Source organism: Janthinobacterium sp. C22 (genome assembly GCF_057919405.1).
The window spans coordinates 4985479-5005460 of record NZ_CP193659.1 but is presented as its reverse complement, the minus strand read 5'-3'; the positions used below and the strand labels follow the sequence as shown (position 1 = coordinate 5005460).

The window sequence follows — 19982 nt, the reverse complement described above, 5'->3', positions numbered from 1 at the left end:
ATTCATATCGGGCCAGTATGGTTTTTATCAATGTTATACTTGACCGCTAACGCCCCAATTCTAACAAACAAGAACAACAATATAGCGGGTCGACCAGTTTTCGGCGCACACGGCAGTTCTGTGGCGCGGCACCCCCGGTGTCCGCGCCTGTCTGTCGTTTTGCCAGGCTGGCGGCCGCTTCACTTGCAAAGTACGATGAGCAATCTAAAGATTTACAACACCCTGGCTCGCGAGAAGCAGGTATTCGTCCCGATGGAAGCGGGCAAGGTACGCATGTACGTGTGCGGCATGACCATCTACGATTATTGCCATATCGGCCATGCGCGCATGATGATGGCGTTCGACGTCATCTACCGCTGGCTGAAAGCATCCGGTTTCGACGTCACCTATGTGCGCAACATTACGGACATCGACGACAAGATCATCCGCCGCGCCGTGGAAAACGGCGAAACGATTTCCCAGCTGACGACGCGTTTCACCCAGTACATGGATGAAGACACGGCCGCGCTGGGCATTTTGACGCCCGACCATACGCCGCGCGCCACCGAATACGTGCCGCAGATGCTGCGCCTGATCGAGCAGCTGGAAGCGAAGGATCTGGCTTACCAGGGCGCGGACGGCGACGTCAATTACGCCGTGCGCAATTTTCCCCACTACGGCAAGCTGTCGGGCAAGTCGCTCGACGACCTGCGCGCGGGCGAGCGCGTCGACGTGAACACGGGCAAGCGCGATCCGCTCGACTTCGTGCTGTGGAAGTCGTCGAAGGAGTCGGAGCCGGAAGAAGTCAAATGGGACTCGAAATGGGGCAAGGGCCGCCCGGGCTGGCATATCGAGTGCTCGGCCATGTCGTGCGCCTTGCTCGGCGAACAGTTCGACATTCACGGCGGCGGCGCGGACCTGCAATTTCCGCACCACGAAAACGAGATCGCCCAATCCGAAGGCGCATTCGGCCACACCAGCGTCAATTACTGGATCCATAATGGCTTCGTACGCCTGGACAATGAAAAAATGTCCAAGTCGCTCGGCAACTTCTTCACCATCCGCGAAGTGCTGCAAAAGTTCGATGCCGAAGTGATCCGCTTCTTCATCCTGCGCGCGCACTACCGCAGTCCGCTGAATTACTCGGACGTGCACCTCGATGATGCGCGTTTGTCGCTGACGCGTTTGTACACGGCGCTGGCCGACGTGGCGGTGGAAGAGGGTGCCATCGACTGGAGCGAAACGCATGCCGTGCGCGTGCGCGAAGCGATGGACGACGATTTCAATACGCCGCTGGCCGTGGCTGCCCTGTTCGACCTGGCGACGGAAGTCAACAAGAGCAAGTCGCCGGCCCTGGCGCGTCAATTGAAGAGCCTGGCGGGCGTGTTCGGCTTGCTGGAACGCACGCCGCAGCAATTCCTGCAAGCGACCGTGGGCGCCGCCGGCGGCGTCGATGAGACGGCCGGCATCGAAGCGGCGATCGCGGCACGCAGCGCGGCGAAGAAGGCGCGCGATTTTGCCCAGTCCGACAAGATCCGCGCCGAATTGTTGGCTGCAGGCATCATTCTTGAAGACAAGCCTGACGGCTCGACCAACTGGCGCCGCGCATGATGGCGACGTCCAGGGAAAACGGGGAAGCGCCCATGGCGACGGACTTGGCGCAAGTGATCCAGGTGCCGCACTACTGGGAAGAGGCGAAGATCGAGCTGATGAAGCGCGACCGCATCATGAAAAAGCTCATCCCGCAATTTGGCGACCTGCACCTGGTCGGCCATAGCGACCCGTTTACCACCCTGGCCCGTTCGCTGGTGGGGCAGCAGATCACGCCCAAGGCGGCTGATGCCGCCTGGAAAAAGCTGCTGCTGGCTTGCCCGAAATGCACGCCTTCGCAAGTATTGAAGGCGGGCGCCGAGCAATTGTCCGCCTGCGGTTTGTCCAAACGCAAGACCGAATACATCCTCGACCTGGCCGACCATTTCAAGGCCAAGCGCGTGCACGCGAGCCAGTGGGACCAGATGGATGACGAAGCCGTCATCGCCGAACTGGTGCAGATCCGCGGCATCGGCCGCTGGACAGCCGAGATGTTTCTGATATTTAATCTGCTCCGGCCGAATGTCTTGCCGCTCGACGACCCTGGTCTGATCCAGGGTATCAGCGTCAATTACTTCTCCGGCGAACCCGTTTCCCGCAGCGATGCGCGCGAAGTTTCCGCCAATTGGGAACCGTGGCGCACCGTGGCAACCTGGTATTTGTGGCGCAGTCTCGACCCTGCAGCCGCCCCTGCCGCACCCGATGCAGCCCCCGGCGCACCAGCCGGTACGGTAAAATAAACATAGATGACGCCGCGCGCCCTGGCGCCGTGGCCGGTAAAACCTGGAGGTACAATGACTAAAACGACTTTCCTCAATTTTGAACAGCCGATCGCGGAACTCGATTCCAAGATCGAAGAGTTGCGCTTCGTGCAAGACGATTCGGCCGTCGACATCTCGGAAGAGATCGACCGCCTGGCCAAGAAGAGCCAGCAGCTGACCAAGGATATCTACGCCAAGCTGACCCCTTGGCAAGTGGCGCAGATCGCGCGCCACCCGCAACGCCCCTACACCATGGATTACGTGAATGAAATCTTTACCGATTTCCACGAATTGCATGGCGACCGCAGCTACGCGGACGATCTGTCCGTCGTCGGCGGCCTGGCCCGCTTCAACGGCCAGCCATGCATGGTCATCGGCCACCAGAAGGGCCGCGACACGAAAGAGCGCGCCATGCGCAATTTCGGCATGCCGAAGCCGGAAGGCTACCGCAAGGCCATGCGCCTGATGAAGGTGGCGGAAAAGTTCAACCTGCCCATCTTCACCTTCGTCGACACGCCGGGCGCCTTCCCCGGCATCGACGCGGAAGAGCGCGGCCAGTCGGAAGCCATCGGCCACAACCTGTACGTGATGGCCGAATTGAAAGTGCCGCTGATCGCCACCATTATCGGTGAAGGCGGTTCCGGCGGCGCGCTGGCCATCGCCGTGGGCGACGCCGTGCTGATGCTGCAATACTCGACGTATGCCGTGATCTCGCCGGAAGGCTGCGCCTCGATCCTGTGGAAGAGCGCCGAGCGCGCCTCCGACGCGGCCGAAGCGCTGGGCTTGACGGCGCACCGCCTGAAAGCCATGGGCCTGATCGACAAGATCATCAACGAACCGCTGGGCGGCGCCCACCGCGATCCGAAGCAGATGGCGACCTTGCTCAAGCGCGCACTGGCCGACACCCTGCGCCAGTTCCAGGGCATGAAAACCAAGGACTTGCTGGCCGCGCGCCACGAAAAACTGCTGAGCTACGGCAAGTTCAAGGAAACCACGCCGAGCGAGTAAAGCAGCGCAAGTCGGCGCAAGTCGACGTGGTCGGCGTAGGTCGGCTTAGCGCAGCGTAAGCCGACAAGACGTAAGCCGACAAGACAGTAAAACACCAGGGACAGTCCGCTAAACGACACCATCCGTTTAGCAGCCTGTCCCTCTTTGCATTCCCGGAGTCCGAATGAAAAAGCAACAAACCGCCACCGTGCCCGACATCTTCGCCCGCGCGCTGGACGCCTGCGCACCTGCACCCGGCGGCACCGTCGGCATCGCCCTCAGCGGCGGCCTCGATTCCGCGGCCCTGCTGCACCTGGCGCATGCCTGGGCGCAAGGGCACGGTGTGGTCCTGCATGCGTTCCACGTGCACCATGGCCTCAGCCCGAATGCGGATGCCTGGCTGGCCCACTGCGAGCAATTGTGCGCCGGCATGGGTATCGCCTTCGAGGCGCGCAAGGTCACGCTGGAAAAGAATGCGAAGACGGGCACGGAAGAGGCGGCCCGCAAGCGCCGTTATGCGGCCCTGGGCGAGCTGAGCGCCGCGCACGGCGTGCGCCTGCTGCTGACGGCCCACCACCAGGATGACCAGGCTGAAACGGTGCTGCTGCAATTGCTGCGCGGCTCCGGCACGGCGGGCCTGTCCGGCATGGATGGTGCCAACAGCGCGCCCGAGCTGCTGGGCAATCCTGACCTGGTGATGGCGCGCCCGCTGCTGCCTGTGTCGCGCAGGCAACTGGAGGCGTACGTGGCGCGCCATGCGATCGCGCACATCCACGACGAGTCGAACGACGATCCCCGCTTCGCCCGCAATGCCTTGCGGCACCAGGTGATGCCCGTGCTGGCACAGGCGTTTCCCGGTTTCCAGGAACGCTTCGCCCGCAGCGCCCAGCACGCGCAATCGGCGCAGCGCCTGCTCACGGAACTGGCGACGCAGGATCTGGCGGCGTGCCTCGACGGCGACTGTATCGAGCTGGCGAAATTGCGCTTGCTGAGCACGGACCGCTGCTACAACCTGCTGCGCCACTGGTTCGGCACGCGCGGCTTGCGCATGCCGTCGACGGCATGGCTGGCGGAAATGCTGGCGCAACTGTTGGAGGCGCGGCCCGATGCGCAATTGCTGGTCACGCATCCCGAATGCCACGTGCGGCGCCACCGCGACCGGCTGTACCTGACGCCCAAGCTGAATGACCTTGCCGGCATGCGCGAGCGTGACGACGCGGGCATCCCCGGGCTGGAAAAAGCCGGCCAGCAATTTGTCTGGCAGGGCGAGGCGAGCCTGGCCTTTCCCGCGTATGGCGGCGTGCTGCATTTCGATGCGGTGGAAGAGGGCGGGCAGGGTATCGATATTGCCTGGCTGCAAGCACAGACCTTGACCATCGACTTCCGCCAGGGCGGCGAGCGCCTGAAGCTGGCCTTGAACCGTCCCACCAAGAGCTTGAAATACCATTACCAGGCGTTCGACGTGCCCGCCTGGGAGCGCGAACGCCTGCCCCTTGTCTGTGCGGCGCAACAATTGCTGTACGCGGCCGGTATCGGTCTCGATTGCCATTGTCTGAGTCTGCTGGACCGTCCTCGCGTGGCCTTGCGCTGGGTCTCCTGCTGAGCGCAGGGGCAGCCGCCACGGCCACTCCCGGGGTGGTCGCCAGGTGGCCGCTCAAGCCGGCTGGACTGCATGGATTGGTTATTTCCATATGCGCAATCGGTATGAGCTAATGCGCTTTTTAGCTTGTTATTTTGCATTGCGGCATGTAGAGTAAAGCCCTCCTTTTTTATTCTTCTTGAGCGGAAACTTCACTCTTATGGCTTTAATCGTCCACAAATATGGCGGTACGTCGATGGGCTCGACTGACCGTATCAAGAATGTCGCCAAGCGCGTTGCCAAGTGGCACGACGCCGGGCATCAAATCGTGGTGGTGCCATCCGCCATGTCGGGCGAAACCAACCGCCTGATTGGACTGGCCAAGGAAATCATGGATCAACCCGATCCCCGTGAACTTGACATGATCGCCTCGACAGGCGAACAGGTGTCCGTCGGCCTATTGTCGATGGCACTGCTGGCGATCGGCAAACAAGCCGTATCCTATGCTGGCTGGCAAGTCGCGATCAAGACCGATTCCGCCTTTACCAAGGCACGCATCCAGTCGATCGATGACGAAAAAGTCAAACGCGACCTCGATGCGGGCAAGATTGTCATCATTACCGGTTTCCAGGGCGTCGACGAACACGACAACATCGCGACCCTGGGCCGCGGCGGTTCCGATACCTCGGCCGTGGCGATTGCCGCCGCCATGAAGGCGGCCGAGTGCCTGATCTTCACGGACGTCGACGGCGTCTACACGACCGATCCGCGCGTGGTCTCCGAGGCGCGCCGCCTGAAGACCATCACCTTTGAAGAAATGCTGGAACTGGCTTCGCTGGGTTCCAAAGTGCTGCAGACGCGTTCGGTGGAGTTCGCCGGCAACTACCGCGTCCCCACGCGCGTGCTGTCGTCGCTGACCGACCCGATGTTGCCGCTGGAAATAGAAGCCAATTCAGGCACCCTGATTTCGTTTGAGGAAGATACAAACATGGAACAAGCAGTCATCTCCGGCATCGCCTTCAACCGCGATGAAGCCAAAATCACCGTGCTCGGCGTGCCCGACCGTCCAGGCGTGGCGTACCACATCCTGGGACCGGTGGCGGACGCGAATATCGAAGTCGACATGATCATACAGAATCAGTCGGTCGACGGTAAAACGGACTTCACCTTCACCGTCTCGCGCGGCGAATACACGCGCGCGCTGGCCGTGCTGGAAGCGAACCGCGAAGCGCTGGGCGCGGCCAGCATCACGGGCGACGCGAAAGTGTCGAAACTGTCCGTCGTCGGCGTGGGCATGCGCAGCCACGTGGGCGTCGCATCGCAGATGTTCCGTACCTTGTCGGAAGAGGGCATCAATATCATGATGATCTCCACTTCCGAGATCAAGATCTCCGTGCTGATCGATGAAAAGTACATGGAACTGGCCGTGCGCGCGCTGCATAAAGCGTTCGAGCTGGAAAAAGCGTAAATATCCAAAAATATTGCCCCACGCCCTTGACCAAAGGGGGGCAATCGATATTATGACGTTCGTCGCTGCAGCGCAGTTAGCTACAGAGACATAGTTGAGTAATCAGCTAGGAGACGTGGCCGAGTGGCCGAAGGCACATCCCTGCTAAGGATGCATACGGCTTATACCTGTATCGTGGGTTCGAATCCCACCGTCTCCGCCAGAATCAAATAAAAAAGCCTCCCCTGCGGGAGGCTTTTTTATTTGTCTGGACGGAACGGTGGGATTCGAAGACGGAGCGCCCTGAAGGGCGCGCAGGCTCTCCGAATCGCCCATCTGCCGCGCTGCGCGCGGTCCCGTTGGCCGCGCAGCGGCCAACGCCGTCCCCTCATCTCAGGCAGTAGCGGCCAGCGCATGCGCCGGCCTTTGCGGGCGCCTGCATCAACCTCTGCTCAGAAAGAGATTCTTTTTCACCGCATTCAGCCCAATCCCCTTAAAAAGTTGCATAATCCGCAAATGCCGCGCAGAAATTCATACTGGCCAGCGCGGTCTATGCCGGCGGCATTGGCGGCATGGCCCGGACAACCGAGGGGATACGCACATGCAGCTGCTTCGCCAAGTCAAACTGTCGCGCCGGCTGGCCTTGTTGGTCGCCATCTTTTCGCTGGGCATGATCGTGTATGGCGGCTGGTCGCTGCGCGTGCTGCACGAATTGAAGGTCAACGGCCCTGTGTATCACCGCATCGTGCAGGGCAAGGACCTGGTGGCCGACGTGCTGCCGCCGCCCGAATACATCCTCGAATCCTACCTGGTCGCCTTCCAGTTGATGGCGTCCGAAGACAGGGGCGCGCAAGACAAACTGGTCGAGCGCCTGAAGGCCTTGAAAGCCGAGTACGATACGCGCCACCAGTTCTGGCGTACCCAGGATATCGACCGCGATATCGCCGAGACCTTGCTGACGCAGGCGCACGCTCCAGCCGTGGCATTCTACGAGACGGCATTCACGCGCTTCATCCCCGCGCTGCGGGGGCAGGACAAGGCGGGCGTCGCCACTGCCATGGCGGCGATGGCCGCCAGCTACGACAGCCATCTGGCGGCCATCAACCGCGTGGTCGACATGACCAGCAAGCGTTCGGCCGCGTTCGAGACCGAGTCGGCCGATAGCGCGCGCTCGGCGACCGCGCTGCTGGCGGGCTTGCTGCTGGCATCGCTGGGCGTCAGCATCGCCGGCGCCGTGCTGATCAGCCGCAGCATTAGCGGTCCCTTGCAGGAGGCGCTGCGGGCCGCGCAGAGGGTGGCGGCCGGCGACCTGACCAATCGCGTCGACAAGCGCTATTCCGACGAACCCGGTCAATTGCTGCAGGCCCTCGAGGCGATGAATGGCAGCCTGTCGCGCACCGTGGGCCAGGTGCGCAGCAGCACGGAAAGCATCACCGTTGCTTCGCGCGAAATCGCGGCCGGCAATTTCCACCTGTCGTCGCGCACGGAGGCGCAAGCCAGTTCGCTGGAAGAAACGGCTTCCGCGATGAAGGAGCTGACCAGCACGGTAAAGCAGAATGCCGACCATGCCAGGCAGGCGAATCAGCTGGTGGTGTCGGCGTCGGAATTTGCCGTGCAGGGCGGACAGGTGGTCGGGCGCGTGGTCGATACGATGGGCGCCATCAATGCCAGCTCGCGCAAGATCGTCGATATCGTCGACGTGATCGACAGCATCGCTTTCCAGACGAATATCCTGGCCCTGAATGCGGCCGTGGAGGCGGCCAGGGCGGGCGAGCAGGGACGCGGCTTCGCCGTCGTCGCCAGCGAAGTGCGCAGCCTGGCGCAGCGTTCGGCCAGCGCCGCGCGCGAAATCAAGGCCATGATCGGCGACTCGGTCGAGCGCGTCGACGCGGGCAGCAAGCTGGTGGACGAGGCGGGCGCCACGATGGACAAGATCGTGACGTCCGTCAAGCAGGTGGTTGACCTGATGAGCGAGATCGCCGCCGCCAGCCAGGAGCAGAGCCTGGGCATCGAACAGGTCAACCAGGCCATCACGCAGATGGATGAAGTCACGCAGCAGAACGCCGCCCTGGTCGAGGAAGCGGCGGCCGCCGCCGGCAGCCTGGAAGAGCAGGCAGCCAGCCTGGTGCGGGAAGTGGGGGTGTTCAAGCTCGACAGCCAGGCGCTTGCCTTGGCGGCGCGCGCCTGCTGACCGTGAACAAGGGCGAGATCAAGGGGAACTGTGCGGGGCAGTCATTGCTGGCCGATCCGGCACGGCAGTTGTTCATCGATATCGCGTGGCCGAACACGCTGGACATCTATCGCGGTGCCACCGGCTTGCGGCAGGCGCGGCCAGCGCATACCCCTGCTGCGGGCATGTGCATAACCAAATAGTAATGATTCTCATTTATAATGCAGGTCTATGGGGTAGCGATGGGCTGGCGCCATGGCGCCGCGGGCGGTAAAGGAGGGCATGATGGGCAGTATGCATGGCAACGAGGATTTGATCGCGCATGAGCATCGCGTGCTGATGGGCGAGTATGGCCGCGCGCAGGCGCGCTGCAGTGCGCAGCTGGCGGCGCAGGCGGCCCGCATCGCGCAGCTGGAGTCGGAATTGATGCGCGCGCGGGCGCAGGTCGTGATCCGCGATACCCAGCTGGTGCTGGCGCGCGACGCACTGGCCGAACTGGCGGCCAGCGTGCCGGGCTTGCCGACGCGTGCCCGGCTGGCCCGCAAGGTCGAGTGGCTCAGCGAGCGCGTGCAGGACCTGATGCGCGAGTTGCTGCGCCTGCAGTGGCTGCCCGCGCCTTCCGTCGTGTCCGTGCCAGCCTTGCAGGCCGACGTGCGCGAAAAAGCCGTGCTCTACGTGGGCAGCTCTTCAAAGCTGGAGCCGGGCCAGGACGCGGCCGGCGCCAACGTGGCGCAGCGAGCCATCGAGCAGGCCGGCGGTCGCTTCCTTCATCACCCGGGCGGCGATGACGGCGCCGACGATGCGGCCGCGCTGGAAGCGGGTCTGGTGGCGGCCGACCTGGTGATTTGCCAGACGGGCTGCGTCAGCCATGACGCCTACTGGCGCGTGCATGACCACTGCAAGCGCACGGGCAAGCAATGCGTGCTGGTGGACCGGCCGCAAGCCATGCATTTCGTGCGCAAGGAGGCGCTGTCCGCTTTTTGATGCCGGATTAACGCCTGTCTAATCCGCATGGGCCACAATGGCCGTCCCTTCGACGTTATAGAAAGCGCCCATGCTGTCCCTGCAAATCGGCCCCCTGGCTTTGCCCACGGGCCTGGTCCTGTTGTTCGTTTCCCTGTGCGTCGCCTACGGCGCGGCGTGGTGGCTGCGGAAGTACCGCCAGTTACCGGACGCCGGCCCCCTCGTTTCCGACATGCTGATCGCCGGCCTGCTGGCGGCGCGGCTGGCGTTCGTGCTGCGCTGGCACGAACAGTATTGGACCGCGCCGTGGTCCATCATCAATATCCGCGATGGCGGCTTCCTGGCGCCGGCCGGCGTCGCCGCCGCGCTGGCCATCGCCGCATGGCGCTGCAGGGGCCCGCCATGGCGGCCATGCGCCGTGCGCTGGCCGTCAGCGTGGCGTCCGGCGCACTGGCCTGGGCCGTGTTGAGCGCAGGGATATCCCTCGCCTACGACAAGCCGACGGCTCTGCCGGCCGTGGCGTTGCGGGCGGTCGATGGCACGCCCACCAGCCTGGCGGCGCTGGCCGGCGGCAAGCCCATGGTGGTCAACCTGTGGGCCAGCTGGTGCCCGCCATGCCGGCGCGAGATGCCCGTGCTGGCCGCCGCGCAGCAGGCGCGCGCCGATATCGTCTTCGTCTACGCGAACCAGCGCGAGGATGCGGCTGCCGCCAGCGCTTTCCTGGACGGGAGCGGCGTGACCCTGCGCAATGTGGTGCTCGACAGCGAAGCGGCGCTGGGCAAGGCGGCCGGTTCCTCGGCCCTGCCCACCACGCTGTTCTACGACGCGCAAGGGCGGCTGGCCGATACCCACCTGGGCGAATTGTCCGATGCCTCGCTGGCCAGCAAGCTGCGGAAGATCGCGCCCGCTCCCTGAAATGGCCTGATGGCCGAAGTGATCGAAGAACACTTGCGCGAGCCCGTGGCCAGTCCCGATATCTCCGGCGAGGAGCGGGCCAGGGGCGCCGACGACATCGCGGGCATCCTGCGCACCTACCTCAAATAAGGAGATCGCCATGAAAACGCCATCCTGCAACGAAGACCTCTCCGCCTGGCAGCACGAGCACGTTTTTGACGGCAGCAATGGCAAGGCCGCGCGCCGCGCGCGCATCGTCATGTGGATCACGCTGGCCACCATGGCGCTGAAAATCGCCGCCGGCTGGTGGTACAACTCCATGGCCCTGCTGGCCGATGGCTGGCATATGAGTTCGCACGCGCCATCCTTGCGCTGGCCGGCGCGTGGGTTTACGGCTGGAGCTGGCTCGACCCCGTGATGGGCATCGCGGGCGCCGTGCTGGCCGCGCTGTGGGCGAAAAAGCTGATGCAGGAGACGGGCAAGGTCTTGCTGGACCGCGAGATGGACCACCCCGTGGCGGATGAAATCCGCGAGGCGGTGGAAGTGGAAAGCGCCGGCGACACGCCGCGCATCGTCGACCTGCATGTGCGGCGAGTCGGCAAGCAGCTGTATTCGTGCGCCTTGTCCGTCGTCAGCCGCGATGCCGCCTTGACGGCCGCCCAGCTGCGCGCGCGCATCGGCATCCACGAGGAAATCGTCCACAGCACCATCGAGCTTATTCGCCGGACTTGATAATGATGGGGAAAAAAGCCCGCTGATACGGGGCGTAGGCCGTATAATGTCGGCTTTTACAGCACGCGCTGTTCACCAGACAGAGAAGAAAATGAGCACATTACCACCATGCCCGCAATGCCAATCCGAATTCACGTACGAAGACGGCAGCCAGTTGATCTGCCCTGAATGCGCGCATGAATGGTCGGCCACGGCTGGCGAAGCCGTGGAAGAAGGCGCGAAGGTGTACCGCGATGCGGCCGGCAATATCCTGCAGGACGGCGACACGGTCAGCGTCATCAAGGACTTGAAGCTGAAGGGCGGCGGCGGTGTCGTCAAGATGGGCACCAAGGTCAAGAACATCCGCCTGGTCGACAGCGACCACGATATCGACTGCAAGATCGACGGCTTCGGTTCCATGAGCCTGAAAACGGAATTCGTGAAAAAAGTCTAAGCTTTTTATTCCCATCCGCGGCGCGCCTCGCATTCCTGCCGGCGCGCTGTTTTTTATTCAGAATCCATGCAAATCGATCATCTCCGCCAGCGCCTGCGCGCCTTGGGCGCCAAGCCCCTGCACGAACAGCGCGTGCTGCGCGACTGGATACAGGGGCAGCCGCACGATCAGGGCCGGCGCCGCGCCGAAGATTTTTTGCCGCTGCCCGTGCGCGAGGCCTTGCCTGCGCTGGACGCCGAATTGCAGGGCATGCTGAAACTGCTCAGCACCCATCCGGGCGCCGACGGTTCCGCGCGCCTGCTGGTGGGGCTGCATGACGGCCAGACGGTGGAAAGCGTGCTGCTGCCGCGCGACGGCCTGTGCGTCTCCAGCCAGGTGGGCTGCGCCGTCGGTTGCCAGTTCTGCATGACGGGCCGCGACGGCTTGATCCGCCAGGTGACGAGCGGGGAGATCGTCGCGCAGGTGGTGCTGGCGCGCACCCTGCGCCCCGTGAAAAAAGTCGTCTTCATGGGCATGGGCGAGCCGGCGCATAACCTGAACAATGTGATGGAAGCCATCGAACTGCTGGGCACCGAGGGCAATATCGGCCACAAGAACCTCGTGTTTTCCACCGTGGGCGATCCGCGCGCCTTCGAGCGCCTGCCGCAAGGTCGCGTCAAGCCGGCGCTGGCCTTGTCGCTGCACACGACGAAGCCGGCGCTGCGCGAACAGCTGCTGCCGCGCGCGCCCAAATTATCCCCGCGCGAACTGGTGGACTTCGGCGAGTCGTACGCGCGCCTGACCGGCTACCCGGTGCAGTACCAGTGGACCCTGATGGAGGGAGTCAACGATGGCGAGGACGAGATGGACGGCATCGTGGCGCTCTTGCAGGGCAAGTATGCGGTGCTCAACATGATCCCGTATAACACCATCGATGACTTGCCGTTCAGACGCCCCAGCTGGGACAAGGCGCGCGCCATCGCCGCCGCCCTGCACGCGCGCGGCGTGCTGACCAAATTGCGCGATTCGGCCGGTCAGGACGTGGAGGGGGCTGCGGGCAGTTGCGGGCGCGCGAAGCGAAGGGCAAGGTCATTCCCATCCGTGCCAGCGTGACGGCGTAGGTCGGATTAGCGGAGCGTAATCCGACATTCGCCCATACGCCAACAATGATGTCGGATTACGCGGTGCCCGCTAATTCGACCTACTCGCCCTGCACTCCACCCAGCAAATCGTTTTCATTCAGGATCGCAAACGCGATCTCGGGATGTGCGGCCAGGCAGCGGCGCACGGCGGCGGGAATGGCGGCGCGCGTCTTGCGGCACAGGCCGGGCCGCTCCAGCAGGCGGATATGGAAGCCGCGCACGGTGCGCACTTCGCCGCTGCCGGGCGCGATCTGCAATTCCACGCCCAGGTTGCTTTTCAACAGCAGCTGCAGCTTCTGCAGCTGTGCATACGTGGCAATGCCCTCGATGTGCGCCAGCAGGCGCTTTTCTTCCGTCAGGTTCAGGCGCAGGATGGACAGGTCCGCCTGCGGATCGTCGAGCAGGCGCTCGCGCTCGCAGTCGCATAGCTGCGGCGGGCACTCCTTGCGGATTTCAAAGTCGACGATGCGCATGCTGGTGTTCCAGTGACGTTCGAATGGCGAACCGGGATCAATCAAGTATCGTCCGCCGCCTCGTGCCTGTCAATCAGCGCGGGCTGACGATCAGGCGCCAGCGTATCGGCCCCTGTTCGCTGCTGTGCTGGTGGTGGTTTTGCGGCGGCATGACGTGGCCTTCCGTCGACACGATCTCGTGCGCGCAGCCGTCGCAGCGGTAGATGCCGGAATACGGCACGGCTTCGCCGGGCGAGGTCAGTTCATCGAAGCGCGGGTGCATGGAACGGGCCACGTAGCTGGGGTTCTTGTAGTCGGCCATGGCTTCCTCGGGGAGTGGATAATAGCCCATTTTGGCACACAATCGCGTGCGGCCTTGACCGCGTGTCTTGGCGTGCGCGCCGCCCTGTGTTGTAATGTTGATCATCCCGACTCAGTACGCAAGGCCATGAGAACCCGCATCAAGATCTGCTGCATCGCTTCCATCGACGAAGCGCAACTGGCCATTGCCGCCGGCGCCGACGCGCTGGGCCTGGTGGCCGCCATGCCGTCCGGTCCCGGCCCGATTCCCGACGCGCGCATCGCGCAGATCGCCGCCTGGACGCCGCCGCCCGTGGCCACCTTCCTGCTGACGTCCGAGACGACGGCGCAAGCCATCGCCGAACACGTGCGCGCCACGCAGCCGTCCACCGTGCAGATCGTCGGCCATATCGACCCCGGCGAAGTGGCGCAGCTGGCGCGCCTGCTGCCGCACGTGCGGCGCGTGCAGGTGATCCACGTGGAAGGGCCGCAGGCGCTGGACCTGATTCCCGCCTACGCGCCCCATGTCCACGCCTTTTTGCTCGACTCGGGCCGCCCCGGCGCGGCGGTGCCGGAGCTGGGTGGCACGGGCCGCACGCACGACTGGTCCGTCAGTGCGCGCTTCGTGCGCGCCAGCCCCCGTCCCGTCTTCCTCGCCGGTGGCCTCGATGCGAATAACGTGATGGAGGCGCTGCGCCAAGTGCGCCCCTACGGCATCGACCTGTGCTCGCGCGTGCGCACGGACGGCCAGCTCGACGTCATGAAGCTGGCCTTGCTGATGGCGGCCGTGCGCGACGCGGATGCGGCGCTGTATGCGGAAGGCTAATCCACGGACGTTACTGCGTTCATCTCGCGCACGAATGCTTCCGTAAATGCGGCCACCATGCCGCCGGCCGCGCGCGGCGAGATCAGGCCGACGACGGAATGCGATTCCTCGTCCGGCAGCGCGATGAAACGCACGCCGGGCGGCGCCACCAGGCGCATGCTGTCGGGGACGATGGCGATGCCCATATTGGCTTCGATCAGGTTCAGCTGCGAGGTCTTGCGCGACAGGGCGCGCGCCGCCTTCGGGAAGAATCCCTGCGCCAGGCACAGGCCCGCCACCAGGTAGCTGAGGCCTCCCCGGTCCTTGTGCGGGATCGAGACGAACGCCTCGTCGCGCAGGGCGGCGATCGTCGTGCGCTCCAGAGCAGCCAGCGGCGAGGCCGACGACACGGCCACCACCAGCCTTTCCGTAAACAGTTCGTGCACGACGATATTGGCATGCTTGCGCAGGGTGGGCAGGCGCACGAGTCCCAGGTCGGCGCGGCCTTCCTCGATATCAAACGCCTGGTTTTCCGACGAGCCCTTTGAAACATCGAGCGAGACGCCGGGGAACTGCGCCAGCAGCCGGTTCAGCACGGCGCCGATGGCGGGCGTGAGGGTGACGGAACTCGAATGCAGCAGGCGGATGATGCCTTGCGCCCCTTGTCCCACGTGGCGTGTCTGGCGCACGGTTTCGTCGATGTCGTCGAGGATGCGCCTGGCCCGCTCATAAAAGACCTGTCCCGCGGGCGTCAGCTCGATATGGCGCGCGTCGCGCGTGAGCAGCAGGGCCTGCACCTCGCCCTCGAGCTCCTTGATCTGCCGGCTCAGGGCCGACTGCGCGATATATAACTTTTCCGCCGCGCGCGAGTAGCTGCCCGCATCGACGACTTCGACAAAATAGCGGAACTGTCTGATGGAAATCAATCGTATGCCTTTTCGAGATCGGTGACTGCCTGATTTGATATTAGCCTTGCCCCGGCGTTCAGGCTACAGTGCATTGGTCCGCTGTCACTGCAAAGGAAAGACCATGCTGGAATTGCTCGGGGTGTTGGGAGTACTTATCAGTATTATCGTAAAACTGATTTTCGTCCAGATCGGCGGCGCGGCCGAGGGCAAGGAGGACTAATATGCCAGCGTCGCCACATACGGTGCCGGTAACGCCAGCGTTTTCAGGCGGCAGGCCGGTGCGGCCCCATTCCACTCCGCCAGCGGCAGCCCCGCGCACTTGAGCGCCGCCTCGCGCGCCGTCCACGCCTGCGCCAGGCGCAGCGAGCGCTGCTCGGCGGGGCAGTCGGCCAGCTCAGCTGCCACCTGCGGCCCCAGGTAATCGCGCGCCAGATGGAACCAGTCGGCAATGTCCTGCACCCGCATCACGTCGATGCCGACGGGACCATGCAGGCCGATGGCGGCCAGCGACAGTCCCTCGTCATGGCTGAACGACAGGCTGGCCATGCGGCCGGTCAGCAGCAAACGGGGAGGGGCGCCCGGCGTCGACTCCACCGAAATCGCCTCAATGTCCACGTTTCGCCATTGCGCCGCCGCCTCGCGCACGGCCTGGCGCAGGCGCGCGCGCGCTTCGATGCGTGACGGCGGCGGCACGATGCCGATCGCCAGCACGCCGTCTCTTGACAAGAGCACCGTAAAATCCATCAGCTGCAATCAGCTACGCAGCTACGCAGCTACGCAGCTACGCAGCGGCGCCGCCGGGCAGCCCGCCCAGTTGCTGCCGGCGGGGATGTGCTCGCCCTTCATCACCAGGGTCAACGGTCCCAGGCGCGCATTGTCGCCCACCTTGGCGCTGTACAGCACGGAGCTGCGCGGGCCCATGTAGACGCGCTGGCCGATTTCCACGTGGTCGATCTTCATCACGCGGTCTTCGAACAGATGCGTCTGCGGACAGGTCAGCGCATTCAATTCGCTGTAGTCGCCGATGTGCACGCAGTCGAATTCCGTGATGTCCGTCGTATCCATGTAGACGCCGCGGCCGATCTTGCAGCCGAACAGGCGGAAGGCCAGCGGCAGCCACGGCGTGCCGCGCAGGTAGCGCATGAAGTTGGGCACGGCGATGCCTTCATACAGGTTGGTCACGCCTTCCGAGATCCACACGAACGGCGTCCACATGGGCGCCGCGTGCTTGCGGTAGCGTCCCAGCAGCAGCCACTTGAACAGCACGACGACCAAAAAATTGCCGATGCCGTAGGCCAGGCCGGCAATGGCCAGGTCGCCCACCACTTCGCCCCAGCGCCCGGCGCCCGCGATCGGCATCACGTCCAGCACCAGGGTATAGCCGACGGCGATCACCACGGCGTGCGGCGCGACGATGCGGAACGCTTCGATCAGGCTGCGGCCCAGGCGGCGCAGCAACGATGGCTTGAAGGTCAAGTGCTCGGCAAAGCCGCTGACCTGTTCGCGCGCGGGCAAATGCATCGGGGGAGAGCCCAGCCACGTGTCGCCGCTGTGCATCTGTTCATTGCGCGGCGCGTGCGTGTGCACGCCGATCAGCACGTGTTCGGGCAGGGTGGTGCCGTCCGGGATATAGCTGCCGTTGCCGACAAAGCTGCGGTGCGAGACGACGGTGGGGCGCATGGTCATCCAGCCGCCGTCGATCTGCTCGTCGCCCAGCATGACGGCGTCGGCGATGAAGGTGTCGTCGCCCAGGGTCAGCATGTCGGGCACCACGCCCAGGGCAGTGGAAATCTCCGCGCCCTTGCCCACCTTGGCGCCCAGCAGGCGGTACCAGTACGGCGCGTACACGGTGGCGTAGATGCCGTGCAGGACGTTCAGGCTCGATTCCTGGATATGGCTGACCAGCCACTTGGCGCAATACAGATTGCTGTGCACGGGCGAGCTGCCCGGTTTCAAGCGGGGCAGCGCGCCCCAGCGGATGGCGGCCGACAGCAGGGCCGTGAGCACGATCAGCACGGCGCTGGCGGGGAAGGCCAGCAGGAAGTAGCGGGCCAGCTGGGTTGTCACGTCGCGCCCCTGCAGCCATGGCATCATTTCGCGCTCGTCGAACCAGTCGATCAGCACGAAGCTGGGGAAGACGGGCATGAAGAACAGCACGGCGATGAGGACCATGCCGAAGCAGAAGAACACGGTCTCGCCCGTCAGGCGCAGGCGCGAGACGGCGGGGCGCGGCGGCCGGCTGGCTGCGTCAAACGCGCCAATGTCGCGCGCGGGCGAACCCGTGTACACACGTCCGTCGGGCACCGCCGCGCCATCGGCCAGCGCCGATTGTCCCTCGAGGTGACCGAAGGCGCCCACTTGCGTATTGCCTTCCAGGATAGCGTAAGAGCTGATGCAGGCATCGTCGCCGATGCGGATCCGGCCCAGCAGCAAGCGGCCCCGTTCCACGCGGGCGTTTTCAAAGTTGACGGCATTGCCCACGCTGACGTTGTCGCCGATGGACAGCAGGTCGGGCGCGCGCAGGGTCATCGAGCCGATGACCACTTCCTTGCCCACTTTCGCGCCCAGCGCGCGCAGCCACCAGCTGTTCAGGGACGAGCCGCTGAGCAGATACGCGGGCGCCGATTCGACCAGACGGTCGGCCAGCCACCAGCGGTAATACGTGACGCCCCACAGGGGATAGCTGCCCGGCTTCAGCCGCCCGGCGATCAGCCACTTGCCGGCAATCGCAATGGCAAATTCGGCCAGGGTGGCGAGCAAGAACACGCCGATCGAGGCGGCGATGGCGCGCGGCACGGTGTCGCCCGTGTCGCCCGTGAAGAAGTGGTAGGTGAAGAAGGGCGCCATCCACTGCGCCATGCGCAGGGTGACGAGGCCCGGCACGGCCGCCGCCTGCGCCGCGCCGCAGATCCAGCGCTTCCAGGCCGACGGCGGCGTCCAATCCGCTTCCGGCGTGGCCAGCGCGGGCGCCTCGTTCAGCACGGCGGCGATCTTGCCGATCTGCCGGTTCTGGTAAATGTCGCGCACCGTCATGTGGGCGTAGGCCGGATCGGCGCGCAGGCTCGACGCCAGGCGCGCGGCCAGGAAGGAGTGGCCGCCGAGATCGCTGAAGAAGTCCTGCTGGCGCAGGATGGGCTGGCCGGGGAACAGCTTGGCCAGCGCCGCGAACAGGGCCGCCTCGGCCGGCGTTTCCGGCGCGTCCGATTCACCCGCTTCACCAGCCGGCGGCGCGGACAATGGCATGGCTTTCAAGGCTTTCCGGTCGATCTTGCCGGACGTCAGGCGCGGCATCAGCGGCAGCAGTTCGAAGCGGCCCGGCACCATGTAGGGCGGCAAATGCAGGTTCAGGGCCGCGCGCAGGGTTTTCGCCGCCAGGGCGTCGTCGGGCGCCTCGTCGCTGCCGACGATGTAGGCCACCAGCTGGTCGATGCCGTCATCCTTGCGCAGCAGGACGGCCACCGTGCCCACGCCGGACTGCTGCGCCAGCACGGCTTCGATCTCGCCCAGCTCCACGCGGAAGCCGCGTATCTTGACCTGGTCGTCGGCGCGGCCCAGGCACAGCACCTGGCCATCCGGGTCGATGCGGGCCAGGTCTCCCGTGCGGTACAGGCGCGCGTCATCGTCGCTGCTCGCCCAGGGATTGGGCAGGAATTTTTCCACCGTCAGGTCGGGCCGGCCCAGGTAGCCCTCGGCCAGGCCGGGGCCGATGATGCACAATTCTCCCGTTTCGCCGCGCGGCAGCAAAGTCAGGGGGCGGTTTTCGCCCGGCTCGGCCACCTGCAGCACCAGCAAACCGTAGTTGGGCAGTGGCGTGCCGATGGTGACGGGGACGCCGGGCCGCAGGCGCGCCAGGCTGCATGAGACGGTCGCTTCCGTCGGACCGTAGGTATTGAACATGGCGCGGCCCGGGCGCGACCAGCGCTCGACGAGGGACTCGGGGCACATCTCGCCGCCCAGGTTGATCAGGCGCAGGCTCGGTACTTCCTCGGCGAACAGGGCCAGCAGGGTCGGCACGGCGTGGAGGACGGTGACCTTGTTCTCGGCCAGCGCGCGCGGCAAGGCTTCCGGGTCCCCCGAGATTTCCTTGGGCCCCAGCCACAGGGTCGCGCCCACCAGGTAGGCGATCCAGATTTCCTCGAACGACATGTCGAAGGCGACGGAAAAGCCCTGGTAGACGGTGTCGCCTTGCGCCACTTCCAGCACGGCGTTTTCGCTGCGCAGGAAGTGGCAGATGCTGCGCTGATTGATCAATATGCCCTTGGGTTTGCCCGTGGAGCCGGACGTGTAGATCACGTATGCCGGGTGTTCGGGCAAGACTGTGCCGCGCGCGGGCAGCAGTTCGCCCGGCGCGGCGGGGGCCAGCAGGCTTTCCGCCGTCCATACGGGACGCTGGACGCCGGCCGGCTCCAGGCGCGGCGCGAACTGCGCGCAGCTGACGACGCCGGCACCGTTGGCGTCATCGAGGCACACCTGCAGGCGCTCGACGGGCGTGTCTTCATCGACGGGCAGCCAGGCGGCGCCCGCCTTGGCGATGGCCGCCTGCATCAGCAGCAAAGGGGCGCCGCGCGGCAGCCATAGTCCCACGATGTCGCCGGGCTTGACGCCGGCCGCCACCAGGCGCGATGCCGCCAGGCCCGCTTGCGCATCGAGTTCCGCATAGGTGATGCGGCGCGCGCCATCGATCAGGGCGATGTGCTGCGGGCAGCGGCGCGCCGTCGCTTCCAGCAGGTCGGCCAGCACTTCCTCGCGCAGCAGATCCGGTCGCGGCGGGCCGTACAGGATGTCGGCGTGGGTGGAAGTGGTGCCTGGACTGACTGCGTTGAAATCGTTCATGGATGACGCTTATCTGTAATGCGGAATG

The 19982-nt window shown here is 64.8% G+C and carries 18 protein-coding genes, 1 tRNA gene and 2 pseudogenes; 16 read left to right on the top strand and 5 right to left on the bottom strand.

Translation table 11 applies throughout. The annotated features are described in order from the left end of the window. The first annotated feature begins 195 nt into the window (after nucleotides 1-195). The 15 genes and pseudogenes from cysS (at nucleotide 196) to ACRHIG_RS23365 (ending at nucleotide 12635) form a co-directional block, all read left to right on the top strand. Entirely contained in the window at nucleotides 196-1590 is a 1395-nt protein-coding gene (cysS, locus tag ACRHIG_RS23435) for a cysteine--tRNA ligase (protein WP_489628090.1), read from the top strand. 32 nt (nucleotides 1591-1622) lie between these two features. Then, nucleotides 1623-2309 (top strand): DNA-3-methyladenine glycosylase family protein, encoded by a 687-nt coding sequence (locus ACRHIG_RS23430; protein WP_475417835.1) that lies wholly within the window; start codon nucleotides 1623-1625, stop codon nucleotides 2307-2309. Between the two features lie 54 nt (nucleotides 2310-2363). After that, a complete protein-coding gene (locus tag ACRHIG_RS23425; RefSeq protein WP_034784047.1) occupies nucleotides 2364-3338 on the top strand; it encodes an acetyl-CoA carboxylase carboxyltransferase subunit alpha in 975 nt (324 codons plus the stop codon). A 163-nt stretch (nucleotides 3339-3501) separates the two neighbouring features. Continuing rightward, nucleotides 3502-4920 (top strand): tRNA lysidine(34) synthetase TilS, encoded by a 1419-nt coding sequence (gene tilS, locus ACRHIG_RS23420; protein WP_489628089.1) that lies wholly within the window; start codon nucleotides 3502-3504, stop codon nucleotides 4918-4920. A 196-nt stretch (nucleotides 4921-5116) separates the two neighbouring features. After that, nucleotides 5117-6364, top strand: a complete 1248-nt coding sequence (locus ACRHIG_RS23415) for an aspartate kinase (protein WP_152252529.1) — start codon at nucleotides 5117-5119, stop codon at nucleotides 6362-6364. A 109-nt stretch (nucleotides 6365-6473) separates the two neighbouring features. Then, nucleotides 6474-6566: transfer RNA gene (locus tag ACRHIG_RS23410), tRNA-Ser, on the top strand. A 378-nt stretch (nucleotides 6567-6944) separates the two neighbouring features. Further along, nucleotides 6945-8534, top strand: a complete 1590-nt coding sequence (locus tag ACRHIG_RS23405) for a methyl-accepting chemotaxis protein (RefSeq protein ID WP_489628088.1) — start codon at nucleotides 6945-6947, stop codon at nucleotides 8532-8534. A 2-nt stretch (nucleotides 8535-8536) separates the two neighbouring features. After that, the gene (locus tag ACRHIG_RS23400; RefSeq protein WP_489628087.1) at nucleotides 8537-8716 is read left to right on the top strand and encodes a hypothetical protein; all 180 of its coding nucleotides are present in this window, start codon (nucleotides 8537-8539) and stop codon (nucleotides 8714-8716) included. 82 nt (nucleotides 8717-8798) lie between these two features. Further along, the gene (locus ACRHIG_RS23395; protein WP_489630862.1) at nucleotides 8799-9497 is read left to right on the top strand and encodes a DUF2325 domain-containing protein; all 699 of its coding nucleotides are present in this window, start codon (nucleotides 8799-8801) and stop codon (nucleotides 9495-9497) included. Nucleotides 9498-9567: 70 nt separating this feature from the next. Continuing rightward, complete coding sequence (locus tag ACRHIG_RS23390) at nucleotides 9568-9945, top strand: prolipoprotein diacylglyceryl transferase family protein (RefSeq protein WP_489628086.1); 378 nt, start codon at nucleotides 9568-9570, stop codon at nucleotides 9943-9945. Next, the gene (locus ACRHIG_RS23385) at nucleotides 9879-10391 is read left to right on the top strand and encodes a TlpA family protein disulfide reductase (protein ID WP_489628085.1); all 513 of its coding nucleotides are present in this window, start codon (nucleotides 9879-9881) and stop codon (nucleotides 10389-10391) included. The genes ACRHIG_RS23390 and ACRHIG_RS23385 overlap by 67 nt, the downstream gene beginning before the upstream one ends. Before the next feature lie 9 nt (nucleotides 10392-10400). Next, nucleotides 10401-10520: a metal-sensitive transcriptional regulator gene (locus ACRHIG_RS23380; protein WP_489628084.1), complete on the top strand. Its 120-nt coding sequence runs from the start codon at nucleotides 10401-10403 to the stop codon at nucleotides 10518-10520. 10 nt (nucleotides 10521-10530) lie between these two features. Beyond that, nucleotides 10531-11102 (top strand): annotated as a pseudogene (locus tag ACRHIG_RS23375) (cation diffusion facilitator family transporter). A 91-nt stretch (nucleotides 11103-11193) separates the two neighbouring features. After that, entirely contained in the window at nucleotides 11194-11535 is a 342-nt protein-coding gene (locus ACRHIG_RS23370; RefSeq protein ID WP_092799573.1) for a zinc ribbon domain-containing protein YjdM, read from the top strand. Nucleotides 11536-11601: 66 nt separating this feature from the next. Beyond that, nucleotides 11602-12635, top strand: a pseudogene (locus ACRHIG_RS23365) (RNA methyltransferase). Between the two features lie 80 nt (nucleotides 12636-12715). Here the strand turns inward: ACRHIG_RS23365 and ACRHIG_RS23360 are convergent. Both ACRHIG_RS23360 and ACRHIG_RS23355 read right to left on the bottom strand, forming a co-directional pair. Continuing rightward, nucleotides 12716-13129 carry a hypothetical protein gene (locus tag ACRHIG_RS23360; RefSeq protein ID WP_489628083.1) on the bottom strand — a complete coding sequence of 138 codons (414 nt, stop codon included), beginning with the start codon at nucleotides 13127-13129 and terminating at the stop codon, nucleotides 12716-12718. A 73-nt stretch (nucleotides 13130-13202) separates the two neighbouring features. After that, a complete protein-coding gene (locus tag ACRHIG_RS23355) occupies nucleotides 13203-13460 on the bottom strand; it encodes a protein L (RefSeq protein ID WP_489628082.1) in 258 nt (85 codons plus the stop codon). Between the two features lie 96 nt (nucleotides 13461-13556). On the opposite strand from ACRHIG_RS23355, the gene ACRHIG_RS23350 reads away from it, so the two are divergent. Further along, complete coding sequence (locus ACRHIG_RS23350; protein ID WP_489628081.1) at nucleotides 13557-14234, top strand: phosphoribosylanthranilate isomerase; 678 nt, start codon at nucleotides 13557-13559, stop codon at nucleotides 14232-14234. On the opposite strand, the gene ACRHIG_RS23345 is transcribed toward ACRHIG_RS23350, so the two are convergent. From ACRHIG_RS23345 to ACRHIG_RS23335, 3 genes are all read right to left on the bottom strand, one after another. Next, the gene (locus ACRHIG_RS23345) at nucleotides 14231-15139 is read right to left on the bottom strand and encodes a LysR family transcriptional regulator (RefSeq protein ID WP_489628080.1); all 909 of its coding nucleotides are present in this window, start codon (nucleotides 15137-15139) and stop codon (nucleotides 14231-14233) included. The genes ACRHIG_RS23350 and ACRHIG_RS23345 overlap by 4 nt on opposite strands. A 198-nt stretch (nucleotides 15140-15337) precedes the next feature. Beyond that, the gene (locus ACRHIG_RS23340; RefSeq protein ID WP_489628079.1) at nucleotides 15338-15853 is read right to left on the bottom strand and encodes a 4'-phosphopantetheinyl transferase family protein; all 516 of its coding nucleotides are present in this window, start codon (nucleotides 15851-15853) and stop codon (nucleotides 15338-15340) included. A 33-nt stretch (nucleotides 15854-15886) separates the two neighbouring features. Next, entirely contained in the window at nucleotides 15887-19954 is a 4068-nt protein-coding gene (locus tag ACRHIG_RS23335) for a Pls/PosA family non-ribosomal peptide synthetase (protein ID WP_489628078.1), read from the bottom strand. Between the last annotated feature and the right edge of the window lie 28 nt (nucleotides 19955-19982).

Bases quoted from the DNA above. Each gene is read 5' to 3' on its own strand.
- cysS (WP_489628090.1), top strand. From the start codon at position 196: ATGAGCAATCTAAAGATTTACAACACCCTGGCTCGCGAGAAGCAGGTA.
- ACRHIG_RS23430 (WP_475417835.1), top strand. From the start codon at position 1,623: ATGGCGACGGACTTGGCGCAAGTGATCCAGGTGCCGCACTACTGGGAA.
- ACRHIG_RS23425 (WP_034784047.1), top strand. From the start codon at position 2,364: ATGACTAAAACGACTTTCCTCAATTTTGAACAGCCGATCGCGGAACTC.
- tilS (WP_489628089.1), top strand. From the start codon at position 3,502: ATGAAAAAGCAACAAACCGCCACCGTGCCCGACATCTTCGCCCGCGCG.
- ACRHIG_RS23415 (WP_152252529.1), top strand. From the start codon at position 5,117: ATGGCTTTAATCGTCCACAAATATGGCGGTACGTCGATGGGCTCGACT.
- ACRHIG_RS23405 (WP_489628088.1), top strand. From the start codon at position 6,945: ATGCAGCTGCTTCGCCAAGTCAAACTGTCGCGCCGGCTGGCCTTGTTG.
- ACRHIG_RS23395 (WP_489630862.1), top strand. From the start codon at position 8,799: ATGGGCAGTATGCATGGCAACGAGGATTTGATCGCGCATGAGCATCGC.
- ACRHIG_RS23390 (WP_489628086.1), top strand. From the start codon at position 9,568: ATGCTGTCCCTGCAAATCGGCCCCCTGGCTTTGCCCACGGGCCTGGTC.
- ACRHIG_RS23385 (WP_489628085.1), top strand. From the start codon at position 9,879: ATGGCGGCCATGCGCCGTGCGCTGGCCGTCAGCGTGGCGTCCGGCGCA.
- ACRHIG_RS23380 (WP_489628084.1), top strand. From the start codon at position 10,401: ATGGCCGAAGTGATCGAAGAACACTTGCGCGAGCCCGTGGCCAGTCCC.
- ACRHIG_RS23370 (WP_092799573.1), top strand. From the start codon at position 11,194: ATGAGCACATTACCACCATGCCCGCAATGCCAATCCGAATTCACGTAC.
- ACRHIG_RS23360 (WP_489628083.1), bottom strand. From the start codon at position 13,129: ATGCGCATCGTCGACTTTGAAATCCGCAAGGAGTGCCCGCCGCAGCTA.
- ACRHIG_RS23355 (WP_489628082.1), bottom strand. From the start codon at position 13,460: ATGGGCTATTATCCACTCCCCGAGGAAGCCATGGCCGACTACAAGAAC.
- ACRHIG_RS23350 (WP_489628081.1), top strand. From the start codon at position 13,557: ATGAGAACCCGCATCAAGATCTGCTGCATCGCTTCCATCGACGAAGCG.
- ACRHIG_RS23335 (WP_489628078.1), bottom strand. From the start codon at position 19,954: ATGAACGATTTCAACGCAGTCAGTCCAGGCACCACTTCCACCCACGCC.